This is a genomic window from Caldithrix abyssi DSM 13497 (assembly GCF_001886815.1).
GTDB lineage: Bacteria > Calditrichota > Calditrichia > Calditrichales > Calditrichaceae > Caldithrix > Caldithrix abyssi.
The window spans coordinates 3,234,621-3,256,134 of record NZ_CP018099.1 but is presented as its reverse complement, the minus strand read 5'-3'; the positions used below and the strand labels follow the sequence as shown (position 1 = coordinate 3,256,134).

The window sequence follows — 21,514 nt, the reverse complement described above, 5'->3', positions numbered from 1 at the left end:
ATCGATTGATATTTAAAGGAATAAATTAGCTGAATGTATGAAAAACTCACCCCCTTAATCCCCCGCCTTGCTCTGTGAGTCTTAGACGAAGAGAGGTGGATAAGGGCATACCTAACGTGTTAGTAAGTATGAGGTTAGTAGGTGAGTTGTAAAAATGATCTTAGAAAAAATATTGTAATCTTAAAAAATTTGGGGGACATTCAGCATGTGTTTCATATCCTTGTAAATAAAACCTATTTTAATTATATTAGAAAAAAAGGAATATAATGAGCGTAAACGAAATTAAAAAAAAGCTGAAGAAACTTCCTCCTTATTTAGAGCCTGAAATCTTGATATGTGGAACTAAGCGCGTAAAATATATAATTTTTAAAGTTGGAGTATATTAAAATGACACCATCAACTTTGTATTTAAAAATAGCGTTCCATTTTATTATTATTTCTTTATTATTCCTTCATTCAATTTATGCTCAGGAAATTAAATCCAAAGAAGAATTTCATATTAATCCTTTAATCAATGGATCTAAGGTTAAAAAGCTTGAACCTTATTCAAGGAAAGTAAAAACAACTAAATCAGCGAGTGACGGCCTATTCAGTAAGAGCTCTACGCATTCTTCTGTCGACGCAGTGAGTGTAGTAACCTTATCTGAATTTTATCTTAATGGAATAATTAGAGGTAACGTGGAACCTGGTGCTGAAATAAAACTCAGCTGGCAAAAAGCTACTCAAGAAGAACAGCATCTTCCTGCTGAAATAACCTACGAACTAATCATAGACGATAATCCTGATTTTAACGATCCGACTCACTACACAACCACAGATACTTTTTATACGCTTCGCATAACCGATCCTGGTGTTCATTATTGGTACGTAGTTGCCAGAAACCTTGCTGGAGATGAATTATCAAGCAAAAATACAGCACATTTTTATTCTTCTATAGATACCAGCGCCTATTCTTTGTTCGATATGACATTGGATAATTACTGGATATATGATTATTATTATAATCAGGAATATTTTAATTTACCTTCAGCTCCCAAAACGGAATATAACGCCATTGCTAAAGCCGAAATCAAAAATGTTTATTTTGAAAATGATGTATTTAAGATTACTATAGAAGAAACGATATACAAGGATGATGGCAGTAAATTCACAAATGTTAATACAATTACTAATGCAAAAGATTACCTGACTATTAACGATGATTATTTTGATATTATTCTGTACCAGGATTCCTTATCACAGGATACAAGCTGGAGCATTTCAGATGGAATCGTTTGTAATGCTTATTTCAAACTACAGAATGCGTCCTTTAATTTTAATAATGAAACCTATGCCGGGCAGAAGGTTACGGCTTCGGGCAGTATTTGTATAGTGAGTTATGACTTTAAGGATACGCTATTTACTGCGCCCCATATCGGGATTCTATATAAGAATTATATAAAATCATCAGACATTATTACCCAACGAAAGTATAATCTGGTTAATGGAAAAATCGGAGGAGTCTATTACGGTGTGCCCCATAGCCCGATTGGCATTGAGGTTGAAGCTTCAGATGAAGGATTAAAAATCAGCTGGCTGAGAAATTTTGAAGATAATATTATGGAATACAGAATTTACGGTGGATTCAACCAACAACCCGACAACTTACTGGGTACAACTTCCGATACCTCTTATACGATTACAATTCCAGATTTTTCAAATTCATCAAATTATTATCTTGCAGTGAGTGCTGCGACAGAGGATGGTGTCGAAGGAGTAAAGCGAACGATCACCCTGCAAAGATTGACCTTGGCTGAATTTTCTGTTAATGATGTAAGTAAAGACACCGTTGAACTTGGTGCTGAAATAAAACTCAGCTGGCAAAAAGCTACTCAAGAAGAACAGCATTTTCCTGCTGAAATAACCTACGAACTAATCATAGACGATAATCCTGATTTTAACGATCCGACTCACTACACAACCACAGATACCTTTTATACGGTTCGCATAACCGATCCTGGTGTTCATTATTGGTACGTAGTTGCCAGAAACCTTGCTGGCGATGAATTATCAAGCAAAAATATAGGACATTTTTATTCTTCTATAGATACCAGCGCCTATTCTTTGTTCGATATGACATTGGATAATTACTGGATATATGATTATTATTATAATCAGGAATATTTTAATTTACCTTCAGCTCCCAAAACGGAATATAACGCCATTGCTAAAGCCGAAATCAAAAATGTTTATTTTGAAAATGATGTATTTAAGATTACTATAGAAGAAACGATTTACAAGGATGATGGCAGTAAATTCACAAATGTTAATACTATTACTAATGCAAAAGATTACCTGACTATCAACGATGATTATTTTGATATTATTTTGTACCAGGATTCCTTATCTCAGGATACAAGCTGGAGCATTTCGGATGAAATCGTTTGTAATGCTTATTTCAAACTACAGAATGCGTCCTTTAATTTTAATAATGAAACCTATGCCGGGCAGAAGGTTACGGCTTCGGGCAGTATTTGTATAGTGAGTTATGACTTTAAGGATACGCTATTTACTGCGCCCCATATCGGGATTCTATATAAGAATTATATAAAATCATCAGACATTATTACCCAACGAAAGTATAATCTGGTTAATGGAAAAATCGGAGGAGTCTATTACGGTGTGCCCCATAGCCCGATTGGCATTGAGGTTGAAGCTTCAGATGAAGGATTAAAAATCAGCTGGCTGAGAAATTTTGAAGATAATATTATGGAATACAGAATTTACGGTGGGACAAGCCAACAACCTGATAGCTTGTTGGGTACAACATCCGATACCTGTTATACGATAAAAAACCTGGATTTATTAAAATTACCACAATATTATCTTGCGGTGAGCGCTGTTACAGAAGAGGGTATCGTTGGATTAAAAAGTTCGGCATACGAAGTTTCAAATACTCTCAAAGCAATTTTACTGGGGCAAATTATACTCAAGCAAAACTATCCAAATCCATTTAAATCCGAAACCACTATAGAATTTATTCTGCCTAAAGACCTTAAAACTCACATTGAAGTGTTCAATTCAGCCGGTCAAAAAGTGGCTACAATCACTAATAAAGAATACAAAGCAGGAGCGCATAGCGTCAAATTTTATGCTAAAAATCTGGCCAGTGGTGTTTACTATTATCGTCTAACTGCCGGAGAAAAAACAGCTGTAAAAAAGCTGGTCATTTTAAAATAACCTATTGTGAATAAATCTGATCTACTATACGGCTATTGCGAGCACAGCATTAGTTGCTAAGCGATTGATCTTTAACGGTATAGGTTATTTATTGCGTCTTATGGTATTTGAGTATTCGTCCTTTTTATTCTTCCGGAACCGGCCATAAAAATCGACCGCTTTGCAGAAAATGTTCAATCTGCTTTACGCTGTGTTCGGCTTTGCGCAGTACGGCTTCGTGAGAATTGAAGGCGTTGTGCGGCGTAAAAATTACATTGGGCAATTGTTGCAGTTCTTTTATTTTTTGTAGCAGGGGATCGCCGACCTTGGCGGCTCCTGAACGCAAAAAGATCGCTATTTTACTTTCCTGTTCATACACGTCCAGCGCCAAACCACCAAGATGCCCCTCTTTTACCAGCCGATAAAGATCGTCGATAGGCGAAAGTTCGCCGCGGGCCACATTGACAAAAATGACTCCGGCAGGCGCTTTTTTTAGCAATTGGTAGTTGAAATATCCTCTGTTTTTTTTGGTTAAATTCATGGCGCTGACAACGATATGCGCCTGTGCAATGCCTTCTTCCAGTTCAACGTAATTCGTGTCGTCAAATTTTTTCACCAGATCCACGCCGTAAACGTTCATGTCCAGGCCCTTGCCAATTCTTACCACTTCGTGGCCGATATTTCCCACGCCCACCACCAGTAAATTTTTGCCGGAACATTCGTAGCCGGTTAAGCCGCTGCGCGAAAAGCTGTTAAAGCGTTCCATTTGCAAGAGGAGTTTGCGCAACAAACTCATCCACAAAAGCATGGCCTGCTCGGCAACGGCTCGATTGCAGTAAAGAGGCAAATAGCCCATCTGACCGGAAAAACCCGTGCTCTCGCGGTAATCCTGCATGTGATTGTAGCCCGTACTGCGCGAAAGAATGGCGGTTAATTGGGACGCCCACTGCTCCGGAATATGCGACTGCGTGCGTGTGCTGATCACGCTTGCCGGCGGCGTTTGATGTCCCGTCTCCTGTATGGTCTCTCTGGCAAAACCGGCTTTGATAGAGGAGGGTAAATATTTCTCAATCAAAGCCCGCTCTTCGTCAAATGCTTCGTAAAAAAATACATCTACCTGCGACAATGCCTGCTCCTTTTTTTCTCTTATTTTACGGATTTGAACCATTCAGAGCAAGGGAGTGGATATTTTTAACTACCAGGGCAGCAAATCCGCATCTAAAAAACATTTCCGCAGGGATTTAAGCAACTAAAAAGAGCACAGATAAGTCACAAAGGGTTTTAAAATTAAAAATGGTTTCAATTACCCTCATCCCCTGCACCTCCTCTCCTAAAATAGAAGTCCGGCAGTGGTGAACAGATTGCCGACAGTGCAAGCAACCAGTGCAGGCAACCAGTGCAGTGCACGCGATCTTTATTTAACGCTGTAAGGCATTCCCATCACTGTATCATGACAGACCGGCGACTATTCAACTCAACCATTCACCAGTCAATACCTAAAAAGCAGCGGTTGTGTTAGCGCCTGGTGGGCGGCGGATACAAATTGCCGGAAGGAAGGATAGGTCTCCGGCATAATCCTTATTCGTTGAATGGCAAAAGTCGCTTTAATTGTCAAACATTTTTCATTATTCGCCTTTACGGTTACGAAATAGCGTCCAAACGGTGATTTAAAATCTTGCAAAACGGGTAATGTTTGAACTTCCCAGGACTCAGGATAATCGATGGTCAGACGCAGTCGTTTTTCAAATTTAAAGCCCAGCGCCACAGGATGAACGCGCTGCGGAGAGCGAAATAGTTGCCATAGTTCGGAGCGAATTAAATTTCCCGGTGTAATGGTTAAAGAATGGGCCGAACCGTCGGCGGTGTTTTCAAGTCGTAAACGCGCCTTAATCGTTAAAGAATCTACGAAATCCGCCAGGCCGCTAATGTGAAATGATTGCAAAGTAAAAGGTACGTCCAGGCGGCATAAAAAATCTTCCAGCCATTGTTCTTGCTCCTTCCGATTAAAGGATAAAAGGATGGCGCGCAACCGGGCGGCCGGCGAGCCGTTGAAGACAAACGAAAAGTCGCCGAAGGCCGATCCGTTTTCTTGAATTTTCAGATATCCGCGCACTGTTGTTCTGTTGTGCACGGTAGAATCGTTCGGGAGGCGAATTAATTCAAAGTCATTTTCTTCTTTTATGATTAAGCCCCACACATTTTGTAAATACCAGGGCGTAAATCCAAACGGCGCCCCTTTGTGCGTAGGATCGAGATAAATTCGTCTGCCGTCAGCCAGTTCGGCAACGGCGATTACATGGTTAAAGCGAAAGGGCGTGGCCAGGCTGGTGTCCAGTTTGCCATTTTGCCGGGTGGAAATCAGAACGGGATACATCTTAAGATGGGCGGCCTTAGCCATGGCGCACATCAGGGTGACCATATCTTTGCAATCACCGTAGCGATTTTCAAAGACCTCTGCGGCAAAATGAGGTTGAAAACTACCGATACCAATGGCGATGGCCACGTAGCGAATGTGGTCGCGCGTCCACTCATAAATTTTTTTAATTTTTGCCATTTTGCTTTGCGCGCCGCCCAGTAAATCTACAGTAAATGTTTTAAGCCGCTGGTCGGGTTGCATGCGTTTCATGCTCAGACCGGCGTACCAGTTGGCAACGTCTTGCCAGTCTTTAAATCCCAGCGGGGCAAAAAGCAGGTAGGCGGCCACTTCCGCGGCGGGCGGCATGGCCGGTTCGCGTATTAAGGGCGGCACGTCCTTTGCCTGCCAGCGATAAACTTTTTTAAAGCCAGTGGGTCGCTTAATACTGTCCGGTTGCAGGGTGTAATTGTAGGTTTTGTAGCGTAAATTCCAGGAGGAGGGAAAGGCCAGCTCAAAACGCGAGCGCAAAACGGGAATAAAATCCTGAAATTTCCAGCTATGGTAGAGCGTAAGATTGGAAAACACCATTCGATAGCGATATTCGATCACATCGCCCGGCTCCACATCGGGAAAGGTAAATTTTTTGGCTTTCTGGTCGGCGTAAAAGATGAATTGCGGATAAAGAAAGATGTCAAAGATTTGATCTTGTTTTAAGACCGAAATACGCCCGTCCGGATGGATGGTGCGCGCCTCGATTTTTTCGATCGAAGAGCTGCCGGGCGTGTAAGGGATGACAACGTTGGCGTAAGGTAAACCGCCGCGATCCAGAATGCGAATCACCTTGCGCCGTTCGAAGATGGTGAGTTTGATCTCTCCTTTGCCTTCCACCGTTACCTTCCCTTCGTCAAGCAAGATTACAGCGTGAGCCTGTGGATAATCTGTGCTATCGGTCAGGTTTGCCAGCGAGAGCTCTTTCCAGTTCAGTTGTCTGGCCCACTGGTTGGAGGAGCAGCCGAATTGCAAAAGAGAGAAGGCCAGCGCCGGCAAAAGTAGTTTTCCAATAGCGTGGCGCTGAACTGCTTTTCGCACTTTTTTTTCGTAAAATACTAACGACGCAAAGGGCTTTAAAAACATTTGTTCTCCGAATTTTAAACCTCTAAAAATAAAGTAATCATTTTAAATGAAAAAGATTTCGGTTCAGAAAGCAAGTTTTTTTGTACTTTCTTTTGGGTAGAAAAAATAATCGGTCTTTTGCCTTCTGTATTTTTGCGTTAAAGCTGGGTATGGCGGCCGTACGACAGGCATTGATTTCTATAAAGAGAAACAAATAACTTGTGTGTTTCATTGATTTATTCATTTTAAATAGTTAAATTACTTCCTTTTCTGTCTGATGTTTTGCCTGAAGGAGGTTAGAATGCGTCTTTTAATTTTGAGTTTGTTGGTTTTAACGGGAAGTTTAATCATGAGTTGTCAATCTGAAAAAATCGATCCGCCCATTGCCGAACGGATTGCCCACCGCGATACCATGTTCAATGATGTGCGCGTTGATTATTATTACTGGCTGCGCGATCGCAACAATCCTAAAGTCATCGAATATTTAAAAGCAGAAAATGCTTACACCGAGGCTATGATGGCCCACACCAAATCGCTGCAGGAAAAATTGTACAGGGAAATGGTGGGGCGCATAAAAGAAACCGATCTTTCGGTGCCGGTTAAAAAAGGGGATTATTTTTACTACACGCGCACCGAAAAAGGCCTGCAATATCCGATTCACTGCCGGAAAAAAGGCAGCCTGGAGGCAGAAGAAGAGGTGATATTGGATGAAAACGAACTGGCTCGAGGTCACAAATATTTTAATCTGGGCGTGTTCGAGGTCAGTCCCAATCATCGTTTTCTGGCCTTCTCGGTGGATACCACGGGCAGCGAAACGTACACCATTTACATCAAAGATCTGAAAACCGGCAGGCTGTTTGAAGAGAAAATTGAAAACACTTATTACACCCTGGCCTGGGCCAATGACAATCAGACCTTTTTTTACACCGTGCTGGATGCGGCTAAAAGACCTTTTAAACTGTTTCGCCATCAACTGGGTCGCGATGCAAAAGAGGATGTGCTGGTGCACCACGAAACCGACGATAAATTTTTTATTACGGTACGACGCAGCAAGAGCGGAAAATTCATCTTTCTGAACCTATCCAGTCAGGTTACTTCCGAGGAGCGTTTTTTAAAGGCCGATCAACCATTAAAGCCTTTTAAAGTATTTCAACCGCGCCAGTACAAAGTGGAATATTCCCTCGCTCATCAGGGCGATTATTTCTACATTTTGACCAATCAGGATGCCATTAATTTCAAATTGATGCGCACCCCGTTGAACAAAATTAAACCGGCTTACTGGCAGGAAGTCATTGCGCACGATCCGCAGGTGATGCTTGAACAGGTGGAAGCTTTTAAAGATTACCTGGTGGTGTTGTTACGTGATAATGGGTTAAAAAGAATCCGCGTGAGCGATATGAAGAATAACGAAATTCACTTTATCGAATTTGAAGAGCCGCTGTACACGGTTTATCTCACCGGCAATGCAGAATATAACTCACGCACCTTACGCTTTAACTACCAGTCTTTAATTACCCCTTCTTCTATTTACGATTACAATCTACAAACCCGGGAACGGATATTAAAGAAGAAAAAAGAGGTGTTGGGCGGTTACGATCCGGCAAATTACCAGATGGAACGCATCTGGGCCACGGCCAAAGACGGCGTAAAGGTGCCCATTTCACTGGTTTACAAAAAAGGCTTGAAAAAGGACGGTACCAATCCCGCTTTACTGTACGGATACGGTTCGTACGGCATCAGTCGCGATCCGTATTTTTCTTCCAATATCTTTAGCCTGGTGGATCGCGGATTTGTTTATGCCATTGGTCATATCCGCGGCGGCGGAGACCTGGGTCGTCGGTGGTACGAAGACGGCAAACTGCTAAAGAAGAAAAATACCTTTACCGATTTTATCGCCTGTGCGGAGCATTTGATTAATGAAGGGTACACCTCAGAAGATAAATTATCCATCGCCGGGGGAAGCGCCGGAGGTTTGTTGATGGGCGCGGTAACCAATATGCGCCCGGAACTGTTCAAAGCGGTCATCGCTCATGTGCCTTTTGTGGATGTGCTCAATACCATGCTTGATCCCACCCTGCCTTTAACGGTTATCGAATACGATGAATGGGGCAATCCCAATGAAGAGAAGTACTACTGGTACATCAAGTCTTACTCGCCGTACGACAATGTGAGAGCGCAAAACTACCCCAATATGCTGGTAACGGCGGGATTGAATGATCCGCGGGTTAGTTACTGGGAACCGGCCAAATGGGTGGCCAAATTGCGTGCCACCAAAACCGACGACAATTTGCTGCTGCTCAAAACCAACATGGGCGCGGGACACTCGGGCGCTTCCGGACGCTATGACTATCTTAAGGAAGTAGCTTTTGATTACGCGTTTTTGATTGATCGTATTTTGGATGGTAAATAGAGGCTTGAAAGGAGTTTTTTTAATTACGAATTACGAATTACGAATTGTCCTGTCGGTGTACTGGGTCTGGTGAGGGGAGAGGAGTCATTCCGGCTGAGCGTAGTGAGAGGCGGAATCCACTGCATTTTGAAAGGGATTCCTGCTTGCGCAGGAATGACATGGAAGGGTGGAAGGGATTCCTGCTTGCGCGGGAATGACTGGCACGGTGTCATTCCGGCTGAGCGTAGTGAGAGGCGGAATCCACTGCATTTTGAAAGGGATTCCTGCTTGCGCAGGAATGACATGGAAGGTTGAAAGGGATTCCCGCTTGCGCGGGAATGACGTGGAAGGGTGAAAGGGATTCCCGCTTGCGCGGGAATGACTGTGGGGGTGCGCGGGAATGACTGTTGGACGAGGAAGAGGTACGAAACAAAGGCCATCCCGGGAAAATCCCTTTCAAAATGATTAGCGAATAATCTTCCAGTTTCCATTTGCCCGGGGCGAAATGACCTTTTGAGCTTTCATGTATTCAATTAACAGGTTGCGAATTTCCTGATCCGATTTGAAGATGATCGGCGCATTTTTGGCTTTGGCCGCGGCCATGTGACCGCCGCCTCCGGTTGCCCGGTAACTGTTCATGGCCACCCTGTAAGTCTTTTTCATATCCAGTGGCTGACCTGTTTTAAGATCAGTCAGATCGACAATGCGTCGGCCCACTGGCTTGCGAACGTCAATTTTGTAGCTGATGCCTTCGGCCATGTCGTAGTTGTAGCCGGCCACTTTGGGATTGTGTTTTAACTTACCGTCCTTTAATTGATAATAACGCGCTGAGTATTCCAGAAAATCTTTGATCTGCTGACCGGTCATCTCCACGGTGTACAAAAAATTTTCGTAGCGATACATCTTGTAAACATCCTTCACGCGCACCGCTCCGGGCGGAAGAGCAAAACGATCGTCGAAGCAGGCGGCAAAAGAGATGTCGGCGCCGGAAAAATGCAATTGCGTTTGATGAATTAAATCCATAAAGGGCGTGTCCTGCCAGCGGGCTTTAGCGGCGCTCAAAGAGTCCGTCAATGTGCAGATGACCGTGCGCGTGTATTCCAGCGTCTTTTTATGGAAGGGAAGGGCCAGGTCTAATATGGCTTTGGACGCTGGTACGTCGTTTAAAGGCTCCAGCCAGCCGTCAACGGCCAGCACTTTGTAAGGCAGGCGATCCGAATCGGTCGGCTGAACAATGATTTGCGCCACGGCTAAATTTTGCGCCCATGATCCGGCATTGAGTAGCAGAGTGGTGCGTTCAGTAAATTGTAAAAAGTTAGAAGCGTCTTTTTGCGGGGCGGTTTTTCCTTTTCGGCCGATTTGCCGGTGAGAGTGTCCGGCAAAGACCACATCAAACAGGGGAATCTGTTCGGCTACCAGCCGTGAAGCGTTTTCGTTGGGCAGCCCCAGCCGGTCGGTCTGTTCGGCGCTGTAATCGGCGTTAAAGCCGGCATGGAACGAACCAACCAGCACGTCCACGTGGGGACGTATCTGCTCCGCCCAGTAGCGGGCACTTTGCACCATATCTTCCCAGTCAATGCCAGGGTAAAGCGTGGAATCCAGCCACATGGGGATGCCCGGCGTTGTCAGCCCCAGCACGCCCACTCGAATGCCGTTAACCTCAAAAAGGGTATAGGGCTCAAAAAAGGTGCGTCCGTCGGGTAAAACGCCGTTTGCGCTGAGCCAGGCAAAATTCGATTCTTTCATGGCTTTGTAATAAACTTCCACGCCCTGTTCGATGTCGTGGTTGCCCACCGTAAAGGCGTCGTAGCCCATGTAGTTCATGACCAGAATCATCGGGTTAAGGCGCGTGTCTTCGATTTTATTAAAATAGTAGGTGAGCGGGGTGCCCTGCAACAAATCACCACTGTCAATCAATAAAACGTTTTGGTGTTTCAAACGATATTCCGTAATTTTGCTGTAAGCGCGCGCCAGACCGTAAGGCGCCGGTTGATCGGTAACATAGTTGTAAGGATAAATCCGGCCGTGCACGTCGGTGGTTTGTAAAATGTAAAGCGTGTCGGCCTGACCGGCAAAAAGCAGCGAAGTAAAAAGGCTTAGAAGCAGAACAGGAATAATCGTAATGCCACGCGTTAGGCGTTTTATAGATTGAAAACGAAACATATTAAACTCCCTTAAAATGATAACGACGAAGAGAAGGTACAAATAATTTTAACGTGTGTAAAATCAGAATGAGGTGATCGTTGACGCAGCACGACAGAAAAGCCCTGGGCAAAAGGGGGGAAGCATTGGCTCAGCGCTTTTTGCAAGAAGCCGGTTACCGCGTTGTCGCCCGAAATTATCGCCATGGACGCGGCGAAATCGATTTGATTGTGCATAATGAAGAGGCGCTGGCCTTTGTGGAGGTTAAAAGCTACCACGCCCAACCGCTTGATCTGCCGGAATTGCGCGTACACAAGGCCAAACGCCGAAAAATCATCGAAACGGCTTACGGCTTTTTAGAAGAGCATCCGGTTTTTGAAGGCTACCATCTGCGTTTTGACGTGATTATTGTGGATTTTTCCGCCTATCCGGCGCAAATCACCCATTACCCGGCGGCCTTCTGGCTGGAGGAGCCGTTTTGATAAGCTAAAATATGTTCTTTGTGTTCAAATCGAAATCTAAAGCAGCGAAGCCATTTCCGCAGGGATTTAAGCAACCACAGAGCGCACAGCACACAGCACGCAGAGAAGTCACCAAGAGCGCAAAGAATGTTAAAAATTTAAAATAGTTTCAAGTGCCCTCACCCCTTTGATCTCCCTTTCCCAGAATAAAAGTCTGGGAAAGGGGAACGCTGAACGTGGACAGTTGCCATTCAACCATTCAACCATTCAACAAATCAACTAATTAACTATTCAACCAATCCAGCAGCACAAAAATTTTCGAATCCCTCCCGGGCGAGACAGATGCTACGAGGGAAGTATCCTAAAGCGCTTGCCTTTGTTGAAAACAGCTGGTACGTCGGCATCTCGCCTCATCAACTATCTTAAAAAGGCGCCGCAAATTTAAGTAACACGTGACAAGTGTCGTGTTGGGCGTCGTGAGTGAATAATCTACTTTTTAGGCGCAAGGCATTACCATTACTCAAAAGTTATTCTGCAGGTTTTGGTTAAGTTTTCTGTTTTTCTTTTGAACCCCGTCTCCTTTTTTTCTATATTCCTTTTTTTGATTAAGTAACATTTAATTAAAAAAAGGAGTGAGTATGTTCAAAAACCACCCCAAAGGACTGATGACGCTCTTCTTTACCGAGATGTGGGAGCGTTTCGGATTTTACACCATGCTGGCGGTTTTTACGCTTTATATGGACGAGGTGTTTGGTTGGTCAGACGCCTACAAGGGTCAGGTTTACGGCATCTATCTGGCTTTTGTCTATTTTACGCCCATTGCCGGTGGCTGGATTGCCGACCGTTTTTTAGGGTATCGCACCACGATCAAGATTGGCGCCATTGTGTTAGCCATAGGGTATGCCTTGCTCGCCCTGTCCAATGTTGATCGCGTGTGGATTTTCTTTGTGGCTCTTGGAGTCATCATTATTGGCAATGGATTATTTAAGGCCAATATTTCGGTGCTGGTGGGCAATCTCTATCCGTTGGGCAGTCCAAACAAAGACGCCGGTTACAATATTTTTTACATGGGAATTAATTTGGGCGCTTTTCTGGCGCCGCTGGCTGCTACCGCTTTGCACAAATTTTTTGGAACGTATCAAAGCGCGTTTGCCGCAGCCGCTGTGGGCATGCTGCTTTCTTTTATTGTGTTTGAAATCTGGAAAAGTAATTATATGTATGCCGACCATGCTTCGGCAGAAAACAAGGCCGATGAAACCACGCGCGAAGAAAAGGTGGATCCGGCCATCGAAAAAGAGCGCATCTTTGCTCTGCTAACCATTTTTGCCATTGTTATCTTTTTCTGGATGTCGTTCCATCAGAACGGTTTTGCCTTAACGTTATTTGCCCAGCGTTCCATTGTGAGATCGGAATGGCTAAGACCGGAGACCTATGCTACCTTTAATCCGCTTTTCATTCTGATTTTAACTCCTGTTATTGTTGCTTTCTGGGGCTGGCTCAATAAAAAAGGCAAAGAACCTTCCACGCCGGCTAAGATCGGCTGGGGAATGTTTATCTCGGCTATGGCCATGGTCATTATGGTTATTGCCTCGGCCATGGGCGGCGACGCCGACGCCAACAACATGTCGCCCTGGTGGCTGATTTCTACCTATTTCGTCATTACGATAGGCGAGCTGTGCTTGAGTCCCATGGGGCTTTCTTTCGTCTCCAAGGTGGCGCCTCAGCGCATGCGCGGCCTGATGATGGGCGGATGGTTCGGAGCAACCGCCATTGGCAATTACCTGTCGGGATTCATCGGCGGATTTTACAATACGCTGACCCATACTCAGTTCTTTGCCATCTTAACCGTGCTCTTACTGCTGTCGGCTCTTATGGTAAAAATATTCTTGAATAGATTGGAACACGCCACGCGCGGCACTTGATAGAATTATTTTGAAGGTTAAATGACAGCGGAGGCGGGTAGATCGGTAATCTGCCGCCTCCGTTTTTTTTTGATTAAATATTGTTTAATTCATTCACGGCTTCTTTTACGGTGTTTTTGGTCTTAAATACGCGATTCATCTGCGAAATGGACATGATGCTGTTAATTTTTGGAGAAAGCTCGGCTAACATAAGATGTCCCTCAATGGCCTGAATCTTTTTTAAGCATTTAATGATGGCGCCCATGCCCATGCTGTTCAACCAGCGAACGTTTTTCATGTCGAATACGAATAGTTTTAACCCCTCCTTAATCAGATGATCCACATGTTTTTCCAGTTCTTCGGTTTCTGGCGGGCCCATGAGCTTACCCTGCAGCTTAAGGACCGCTACTTTGAGCTGGATATTTTCTTTAATTTTCATGGCCTGTCTTCCATGTTAATTGGACTTGTTATTTCTAATTTTCAAGGTTGCTCAATTGGATGAGCAGGCTTTCATGAATGCGATCGATAGCGCTAAAATGGCCATCAAAATTGTTAGCGATAAAAGAGAAGATAATCCAGCGGCCGGAACTATCGCGCAAATAGCCCGAATGGCTGCGGACGCTTTCGATTAAGCCGGATTTAAGGCGTGCGTTTTTAGCCAGTTTGGTGCCAACCCCCCATTTTTTAAAATAGCCCACATCGTTCGGATCGCCGGCCAGCGAAAGCGAATGCAGGTAGTCTGTAAACTGTTCGTCGTGGCGCATGGCGTTTAAAAATTCAACCATTGTCCGAACCGTGATGGCGTTCGTGCGCGACAGACCGCTTCCGTCGGAGAGATGGAGCCCCTCGGTATTGACCTTTAAATCTTCCAGAGTTTTTTTAATAACATTTAATCCGTGTTTGGTGTTGCCGTTTCCGCCCCGTTCAATAGAAATGGCTTTGACCAGCATCTCGCAATAGAGATTGATGCTGCGTTTATTGATTTGTTCGATAATCTTTTTAAGTGGCGGCGAGGTGGTTTCTGCCAGCAGGATTTGACGCCTGGTCCTGGCTGGCTTTTTCAACGTCAGCGCTTTTCCCGTTACGTTAATACCGTTTTTTTGCAAAAAGGTTAAAAAATATTGAGCGGCAAAAAGCGCCGGATCAGGTATGGAACCTTTAATCGTAAACGAGTCCACGCCTGCCGGAACGGTGCCGAAAACGCGCGCCTTAAATTGCTGCGGAGCGCAATAAATGTATGCATTGTCGCCGCTGCCGGCCGGGCCGGTTAGCACGTGATTCTCAAAAGATAAGCCAGAAATGTAAGGCCTGGTTGCAAGAATTGCAGCCGGCTGCCCAACGGTTCGAGACGGTTTAAAGATCAAATAATAAAGGTTGTCATGAATGCTCAGCGCCGGCGATGAGGCGCCGTAGTAATTGCCCATATCGACCCACGCCCAGTTGTCGGGGATGGGATGAGGATCAAATAGAGTGGCATCGGCAATAATATCGCCTTCAATGCGCCTGATGCCTTTTTGTTTTAAAGCCTGCACCCAGCTTAAAAACAGCGAATCGAGCGGAAGACTGCCCGGAACGACCGCTGAACCCAGTGTCGGATCACCACCTCCTTTTAAAATAATGTTGCCTTTTATTTGACCGTTTGGGGCGATAAAGCCGTCTGTTAACACACAGGTCTTAAAAGTGTAATCGGCGCCCAGAATTTTAAGCGCCGCGCCGGTGGTAATCAATTTAAGGCACGAAGCAGGAGCCAGCGCAAAGCGGATGTTGTGCTCAATAACAGGTTTTTTGGAATCGGCGTAAATGGCGTAAAGACTCCATTGTGCGTTTTTAAGAAGTCCGGTCGTTTCCTGAGTTTGGATGTAGCGCTGAAAGTTAAAGTCTGCCGATTGACTTTGTACCAGAGACAAGACCAGCAGAGGTAACCAGAACAATCGATTAAAAATTCTCATCATTCGCTCCACCGAAAATTTTTGATCATGATCGCTAACACTATGGTCGATACTCGGAATTTTAGCTTCAGAATTTAAGATGTGAAAAAATTTAATTGATACCCATCTATTTATTACTGTTAAGAATTTGATGAATTGGAGTCTAAAATGCAAATAATACTTATTTTAAAAGAATAAGCGATTGCACTTTGGTTTGCCGGCCAATCTGCAGCCTGGCAAAGTAAATGCCGGCGGGCAGGGCATTAGCCAGCCAGCGTTTTTGGTAAATACCGGCTGATTGAAAGCCGTTGGTCAGGGTGTCTATCCTTTCGCCAAGAATATTGAAAATATCCAGCCTGACCTGCCCGCTTTTAACCAGTTCATATTCCAGGATGGTATCGGGATTAAATGGATTGGGGTAGCAGTTAAAAAAACGTAGATTTTGAGGCGGCTGAGGGGGCGTTTGATCGATGGGCGTTGCCGGCTCGTATTCAAATGCCCCAAGATCCACGCGCCCGCCAGGAAAGTCGCTACCGGTGGCAGGATTTCCGGCGTCAATGGCCGGGCTGTTGCCTCTTAAATGATAGTCATAATTCGCTTCATCTACAAAAGAAGGATCATCGCCGATCACCTGGTTATCGCTGGCAATGATTTCCTGACATTTAAACCATCCATTAAAATCGATGAATACGTTGCCCTTAAACTCGGAAGCCGAACCTTTGAATGCATTGCTGCGGTAAAAGAGATTGTTTTCCATGCGGATGTCGGTGGCGCTGCCGCTGGCAATCCAGAAAAGGGGGCCTGGAATATTGGCCATGGTGTTGTTGATTAAATGGACTTTGTTAACGCCGTCAAATTGTATGCCATAGCCGTATTTGGAACTGTCGCCGCCGTCCACGTGCAAATCGTGGATCACATTGCGTTCAATGCGAATGGAATCCACATCTCCGCCGCTGACTCTGATGCCGCCGTTGCTTTCGTAAATATCGTTTCCGTAAATGAGAATGTCGTCCGAATCTTTGTTGATTTTTAAAGCCACGCCGTCGCTATCTTCGGAATCATGAAAACCGTGCATCTTGTTGTTAATGATTCTAAGATTGCGGGCCGCTTTCACGTCAATGGCGTTTTCTGAACCAGCCCCCAGCGTGGTGTACAAATTATTTCCTTCAATAAGCGTGCCGTAGTTTTGCTCGCTTTTGTAAAGTTGAATGCAGTCTCCCTTACAATCGTAAATGGTATTGTTTCTGAACACATTATCCAGGCCGCCGTCTAAAATGATGCCATGCGCGTCGTACTGATCGCTGCGTGTAAAATTATGAATAATGCAGTTTTCAATTAATGTGTAGCTTGCGCCGGCGATGTCAAAGCCATCTTTTTGACCATTGGTAATTTCACAATTTCTAAAAGTAATATAATCGCCTTTTAATTTAATGGTGTCGTAGTTTTTGCTGTCCATGTCGAAAATCAGGTCTTCAAAAGTCCAGTGCGTTGCGTAAATGCTGAAAGACGATTGTAAAATGATGCGAACCTGTTCATTTTGATAGGCCTTTACCACAATGGGCGCTTCCTGCGTTCCGGCTGGAGAAGAATCGCTCAAATACAGCTCTTCGTTATAAATTTGCGCCGGGCCTGATTGCGATCCTCTGACAAAAAGCGTATCTCCGGCCTGCAGGTGCGACATGCCTTCCGCAATGGAGTTAAATGGCTGTTCAAAACTGCCATCTCCGTTGTTGCCGGCCGTGTTGTCCACAAAATAAATTGATAATCCGAAGAGCATTTGTGACATAGTTAATATGATTAGAATGATTCGCAGCATATCTTATCTCCAGTTATGTAAATTTTTTGCACATTTAACAAAACAAGGTACGGGTAATATCAATTTGAACTTGCTTATTTTGCATTTTTTTTAATTTCAACCTAAATTTTACAAAAATTATGCCGTAAAACAAATTTAATGATTAAGTGTATTGATGTTGACATTATGGTTATAATCATTAAATTAAAATAAAGTAGGTCTTCGGAGAGTGGTCATGAAAAACTGTTCGCGTACGCTTTTAATTTTTATGTTTACCTTATTCTTACCATTGTTACTATCCGACTTAAATGCTCAACAATTAAAATGGTACAAAGTTTATTATAACGGGTTACAGGCCATGGAACGGGGGGAATACAGTGAAGCCGTTGAACACTTTAAGGCCTGTTTAAAAGTGAAGAATGTCGATCGAAAGAAGACTCGTGCTTACGGAACCACATTTATCCAATACTTTCCTCATCGAGAGTTGGGAATTGCGCTGTATCACCTTGGCATGAAAGAAGAAGCTCGTAAACATTTAATAATCTCCTTAAATCAGCAACCGTCTCTTCGGGCTAAAAGGTATTTACAATTAATAAAGGAGAGTGATACTGATGGCCCTCCCACTAGCGAATCAGTGTCAACAAAGCCCTCAGTGCCCGAAAAGCCTTTGCCGCCGACAAATACAGAGGCCAACAACATGAACCTGGTGGGCGAACGCCTGAGTATTGCCGTACTACCTTTTTCTAGCCAGGGAATCGGGACCGAGCTTCAGGATATAGATTTTTTGGACAAATTAATTACCGGTTTTGTAAATAGCGGTCGTTTTAAGGTAATTGAACGAGCCCAACTGGAAAGGATTTTGGAAGAACAAAAGTTAGGATTGTCCGGAATCATAGATCCGACGACCGCTGCGGAGATCGGTAAGGGCATTGGTGTGGATGCCGTTATTCTGGGTAGCGTTACACGCGCCGGGAATTCGCTTAGTATTGACGCCCGTTTAATCGATACGGAAAACGCCACCATTATTTCTGCACAGGACGCCTATTCCAATAAGCTATCTATCTATCAGATTGCTGAAATGGTTAATCAATTGGCCGAAAAGTTTAAAAAAGATCTGCCCATCGTTCAGGGCTTGGTAATCAATGTTCAGGGAAACAGAGTAACGCTGGATATCGGGCTAAAAAAAGGGCTTAAAAAAGGTATGAAATGTCTGGTTTATCGAGAAGGCGATCCCATTGTACACCCTGTTACCAAAGAAGTGATAGGCCGCATCATTAATCAGGTATGCGAAGTACGGATTACAGAAATATTTCCAGCCTATTCGATGGCTGAAACTACAAAAATACTTTCCGGGCAGCCACAAAAACTTGATAAGGTTATTACAAAATGAAAGCCTTTAAATAGTGATTTTTGATAGAAAGTGTTCCCTATATTTTTCAAAAAAGACTCAAAGAGCATGTCGCAGGTAATGAATGGGGACTTAAAAAAATTATGGTGGGAGGAGTTAAAATACGATAAAAATGTAAGAAATATTTAAAACTGTTTAAAAATTAAAGGCTATTTAATAACTACCTTGTCTAGTCAATTCACTAAACTCAAACTCATTAAAAGGAGGATTTATGAAAAAGTTTTTTATCCTATCCATTATTTTGATTTTTGTATTCACAACCTCGGGTTTTTCTCAATTTGGGGAGATTTCGCGAAAGCCGCAGATTGAAGTTTTTGGCGGACTGGCGATTCCAATGGCACCAGATGATTTCAAAGATTATTTTAAAATGGGTTACAGTATTCACGGTCAATATGTGGTATTTCCTTCTCCAAAACTGGGGATTAGCTTTGGGGCAGCTTATGAACCTTTCGCGTTTGATGGCGACAAAATGATGGAAGATATCCAGGCGATGGATCCCTATACAGATTATTCTGGCGTGGGTATTGATGGAAGCGCCAATATCCTGGAATTCGGAATAGGCGTTAGACCTTATCTCACCTCGCCAGAAGCCACCACGCAATTTTTTCTGTTTGGAATGGGAACCTACAATATACTAAAAACAGAAGTTACCATAAGTTACAATGGCATTGACATGGGATCAGAAAGCGACGAAACTAAAAAAATGGGCGTGGCTGCCGGCGCAGGTTTAGAAATGCCCATGACCGAAACAATGAATATGATTATTCAAGGCCTGTACCGCATTATTTTTACCGAAGATGAGAATACAACTTTCCTTGGAATTACAGCCGGTCTGGTTTTTTAAATGTTTCTTACTGCATAAACATATTGAACGATATCGATTAAAGAGGGTGTAAAGTCTTCTTTTACACTCTCTTTGATTTTTATTTAAACGGCTCGTTAACAAGTATCAAGTTGAAATTAAAGGACTCAGGCCATGCGCGTGTTTAAAATCACCTCTTTTGTCATTTTCCTTACCGCTCTGGTTTTTGCCCAGAAATCCAGACCGGATTGGATCGAAAACAGACCTTTAGTTAAAGGGTATTACGTGGGGATTGGCTACGCTTCTAAGATCGAGCATCCTACCGACTACCATAAGGTTGCCATGGACAACGCCTTAAGCAATCTGGCTTCGGAAATCCAGATCAATATCAGCAGCCAGACCGTGCAAAAGGTGCTGGAAAGGGCCGGAATTTTACAGGATGAATTTAAATCTTACGTTCAGTCTTCCACCAAAGCAGAATTGGAAGGTTATGAACTGGTTGATAAATGGGAAAACGACCTTGAGTACTGGGTGTATTATCGGCTGTCCAGAAAAAAGTACGAGGCGTTAAAAAACGCCCGATTGGCCAAAGCCAGGGCGCTGGCGGTGGACATGCTGCAAAGAGCGCGGTCGGCTGAAGAAAACGGTAAAATCGATCGGGCCTTGTTGTTTTATTTTCAGGCGCTGCCGCCCATTGAAAAATATCTGGGCGAGCCGTTGCAAACAGAAATCAACGGGCAGCAAGTCTTTTTGTTTAATGAAATCTATTCCTCCTTACAAAGAATTTTGAGCGAAATTAAATTGCAGGCGCTCAATCCTCAGCTCAAAGGCAAATTGGGGCAGCCCGTTTCGCAGCCCTTAACGGTTAAAGCCACGCGCGGCGATTTGCCCGTGCAGAATTTGCCGATTGCTTTTGCTTTTGTGCGCGGCGCGGGGGATCTCATTAAAGAGGCCTTTACGGACGCGCGCGGAGAAGCGCACTCACGTATTTTAAGAATAAACGCGAACGACAATCTACAAATCGTGGTTGCCGATCTGGCTATTGAAAAATCAATCAGTCAAACCAACCCTTCGCCCCTATTAAAAGGAATAACTAATACGCTGGTGCGTCCGTCAACGCGATTTATGATCAACGTAAGCGGCTTGACCGCCTACATTGAAAGCCAGGAGGTCAATCTGGGCAGGCCGCTTGAAATTAAACAACTGGAACCGGCGTTAAAAAATATCTTAAGCAACAACGGCTTTACTTTTACTGATTCTCCGGTTGATGTTGATTTTATTATTAAGATTAAAGCCACGGCGCGTAAGGGCGCAGAGATGTATGGTCTGTATTCTTCTTTTGTCAATTTAACCTTTTCGGTGATTGACATGCGCAGCGGACAGGAAATTTACAAAAATGTTCTGGAAAATGTAAAAGGCATCGATTTAAATTATGAAAAAGCGGGCTTTAAGGCTTTAAGCAATGCAGCCAAAGCGATCAATGAAAAGTTAATTCCCGACTTTTTAAAGAAGATTCAAAAAAACTAACACAGCGCAGTCTCTAATAAGACTTTGATTGAAACGGGCGCAAGGAATTTGAAGCCAAAATTTATTCCCGCGCAAGCCCCACAGTCATTCCCGCGCAAGCGGGAATCCCTTCCACCCTTCCATGTCATTCCTGCGCAAGCGGGAATCCCTTCCATTATGCAGTGGATTCCGGCTCTCGCTACGCTCGGCCGGAATGACACCGGGCAGTCATTCCCACGCACCCCCCACGTCATTCCCGCGCAAGCGGGAATCCCTTTCACCCTTCCACGTCATTCCTGCGCAAGCAGGAATCCCTTCCAATATGCAGTGGATTCCGGCTCTCGCTGGGCTCGGCCGGAATGACACCGTGGCAGTCATTCCCACGCACCCCCCACGTCATTCCCGCGCAAGCGGGAATCCATTCCATTATGCAGTGGATTCCGGCTCTCGCTGGGCTCGGCCGGAATGACACCGGGCAGTCATTCCCACGCAAGCCCCACGTCATTCCCGCGCAA

At 44.3% G+C, this 21,514-nt stretch carries 13 protein-coding genes; 7 read left to right on the top strand and 6 right to left on the bottom strand.

Going from position 1 to position 21,514, the window contains the following annotated elements; all coding sequences use genetic code 11:
* Window positions 1-387 precede the first annotated feature (387 nt).
* A complete protein-coding gene (locus tag Cabys_RS12725) occupies window positions 388-3,219 on the top strand; it encodes a T9SS type A sorting domain-containing protein (RefSeq protein ID WP_071961287.1) in 2,832 nt (943 codons plus the stop codon).
* A 124-nt stretch (window positions 3,220-3,343) separates the two neighbouring features.
* On the opposite strand, the gene Cabys_RS12720 is transcribed toward Cabys_RS12725, so the two are convergent.
* Window positions 3,344-4,366 carry an NAD(P)-dependent oxidoreductase gene (locus tag Cabys_RS12720; RefSeq protein ID WP_150109324.1) on the bottom strand — a complete coding sequence of 341 codons (1,023 nt, stop codon included), beginning with the start codon at window positions 4,364-4,366 and terminating at the stop codon, window positions 3,344-3,346.
* Between the two features lie 321 nt (window positions 4,367-4,687).
* A complete protein-coding gene (locus tag Cabys_RS12715; RefSeq protein WP_169313667.1) occupies window positions 4,688-6,643 on the bottom strand; it encodes a DUF3857 domain-containing protein in 1,956 nt (651 codons plus the stop codon).
* 325 nt (window positions 6,644-6,968) lie between these two features.
* On the opposite strand from Cabys_RS12715, the gene Cabys_RS12710 reads away from it, so the two are divergent.
* Window positions 6,969-9,077: a S9 family peptidase gene (locus Cabys_RS12710; RefSeq protein ID WP_006930982.1), complete on the top strand. Its 2,109-nt coding sequence runs from the start codon at window positions 6,969-6,971 to the stop codon at window positions 9,075-9,077.
* 444 nt (window positions 9,078-9,521) lie between these two features.
* On the opposite strand, the gene Cabys_RS12705 is transcribed toward Cabys_RS12710, so the two are convergent.
* Window positions 9,522-11,219: a bifunctional metallophosphatase/5'-nucleotidase gene (locus Cabys_RS12705; RefSeq protein WP_006930980.1), complete on the bottom strand. Its 1,698-nt coding sequence runs from the start codon at window positions 11,217-11,219 to the stop codon at window positions 9,522-9,524.
* A gap of 80 nt (window positions 11,220-11,299) precedes the next feature.
* On the opposite strand from Cabys_RS12705, the gene Cabys_RS12700 reads away from it, so the two are divergent.
* A complete protein-coding gene (locus tag Cabys_RS12700; RefSeq protein ID WP_006930979.1) occupies window positions 11,300-11,680 on the top strand; it encodes a YraN family protein in 381 nt (126 codons plus the stop codon).
* Between the two features lie 617 nt (window positions 11,681-12,297).
* Window positions 12,298-13,581: a peptide MFS transporter gene (locus Cabys_RS12695; protein ID WP_006930978.1), complete on the top strand. Its 1,284-nt coding sequence runs from the start codon at window positions 12,298-12,300 to the stop codon at window positions 13,579-13,581.
* 73 nt (window positions 13,582-13,654) lie between these two features.
* Here Cabys_RS12695 and Cabys_RS12690 read toward each other — a convergent pair whose 3' ends face one another.
* The 3 genes from Cabys_RS12690 to Cabys_RS12680 all read right to left on the bottom strand — a co-directional run bounded on the left by Cabys_RS12690 (window position 13,655) and on the right by Cabys_RS12680 (window position 17,304).
* Entirely contained in the window at window positions 13,655-13,999 is a 345-nt protein-coding gene (locus Cabys_RS12690) for an STAS domain-containing protein (protein WP_006930973.1), read from the bottom strand.
* A 34-nt stretch (window positions 14,000-14,033) separates the two neighbouring features.
* Entirely contained in the window at window positions 14,034-15,512 is a 1,479-nt protein-coding gene (gene dacB / locus Cabys_RS12685; protein WP_081475137.1) for a D-alanyl-D-alanine carboxypeptidase/D-alanyl-D-alanine endopeptidase, read from the bottom strand.
* Between the two features lie 157 nt (window positions 15,513-15,669).
* Complete coding sequence (locus Cabys_RS12680) at window positions 15,670-17,304, bottom strand: right-handed parallel beta-helix repeat-containing protein (RefSeq protein ID WP_006930964.1); 1,635 nt, start codon at window positions 17,302-17,304, stop codon at window positions 15,670-15,672.
* 214 nt (window positions 17,305-17,518) lie between these two features.
* Between Cabys_RS12680 and Cabys_RS19840 the strand changes: the two genes are divergently transcribed.
* The 3 genes from Cabys_RS19840 to Cabys_RS12665 all read left to right on the top strand — a co-directional run bounded on the left by Cabys_RS19840 (window position 17,519) and on the right by Cabys_RS12665 (window position 21,020).
* The gene (locus tag Cabys_RS19840; protein ID WP_006930963.1) at window positions 17,519-18,673 is read left to right on the top strand and encodes a CsgG/HfaB family protein; all 1,155 of its coding nucleotides are present in this window, start codon (window positions 17,519-17,521) and stop codon (window positions 18,671-18,673) included.
* A gap of 229 nt (window positions 18,674-18,902) precedes the next feature.
* Window positions 18,903-19,535: an outer membrane beta-barrel protein gene (locus Cabys_RS12670; protein ID WP_006930962.1), complete on the top strand. Its 633-nt coding sequence runs from the start codon at window positions 18,903-18,905 to the stop codon at window positions 19,533-19,535.
* A gap of 132 nt (window positions 19,536-19,667) precedes the next feature.
* Window positions 19,668-21,020, top strand: coding sequence for an LPP20 family lipoprotein (locus Cabys_RS12665; RefSeq protein WP_006930961.1), 1,353 nt, complete (start codon window positions 19,668-19,670; stop codon window positions 21,018-21,020).
* Window positions 21,021-21,514 lie beyond the last annotated feature (494 nt).

What these genes read in the sequence shown, in the direction of transcription:
- Cabys_RS12725 (WP_071961287.1), top strand. Translation starts at nt 388, where the DNA reads ATGACACCATCAACTTTGTATTTAAAAATAGCGTTCCATTTTATTATT.
- Cabys_RS12720 (WP_150109324.1), bottom strand. Translation starts at nt 4,366, where the DNA reads ATGGTTCAAATCCGTAAAATAAGAGAAAAAAAGGAGCAGGCATTGTCG.
- Cabys_RS12710 (WP_006930982.1), top strand. Translation starts at nt 6,969, where the DNA reads ATGCGTCTTTTAATTTTGAGTTTGTTGGTTTTAACGGGAAGTTTAATC.
- Cabys_RS12705 (WP_006930980.1), bottom strand. Translation starts at nt 11,219, where the DNA reads ATGTTTCGTTTTCAATCTATAAAACGCCTAACGCGTGGCATTACGATT.
- Cabys_RS12695 (WP_006930978.1), top strand. Translation starts at nt 12,298, where the DNA reads ATGTTCAAAAACCACCCCAAAGGACTGATGACGCTCTTCTTTACCGAG.
- Cabys_RS12690 (WP_006930973.1), bottom strand. Translation starts at nt 13,999, where the DNA reads ATGAAAATTAAAGAAAATATCCAGCTCAAAGTAGCGGTCCTTAAGCTG.
- dacB (WP_081475137.1), bottom strand. Translation starts at nt 15,512, where the DNA reads ATGATGAGAATTTTTAATCGATTGTTCTGGTTACCTCTGCTGGTCTTG.
- Cabys_RS12680 (WP_006930964.1), bottom strand. Translation starts at nt 17,304, where the DNA reads ATGCTGCGAATCATTCTAATCATATTAACTATGTCACAAATGCTCTTC.
- Cabys_RS19840 (WP_006930963.1), top strand. Translation starts at nt 17,519, where the DNA reads ATGAAAAACTGTTCGCGTACGCTTTTAATTTTTATGTTTACCTTATTC.
- Cabys_RS12670 (WP_006930962.1), top strand. Translation starts at nt 18,903, where the DNA reads ATGAAAAAGTTTTTTATCCTATCCATTATTTTGATTTTTGTATTCACA.
- Cabys_RS12665 (WP_006930961.1), top strand. Translation starts at nt 19,668, where the DNA reads ATGCGCGTGTTTAAAATCACCTCTTTTGTCATTTTCCTTACCGCTCTG.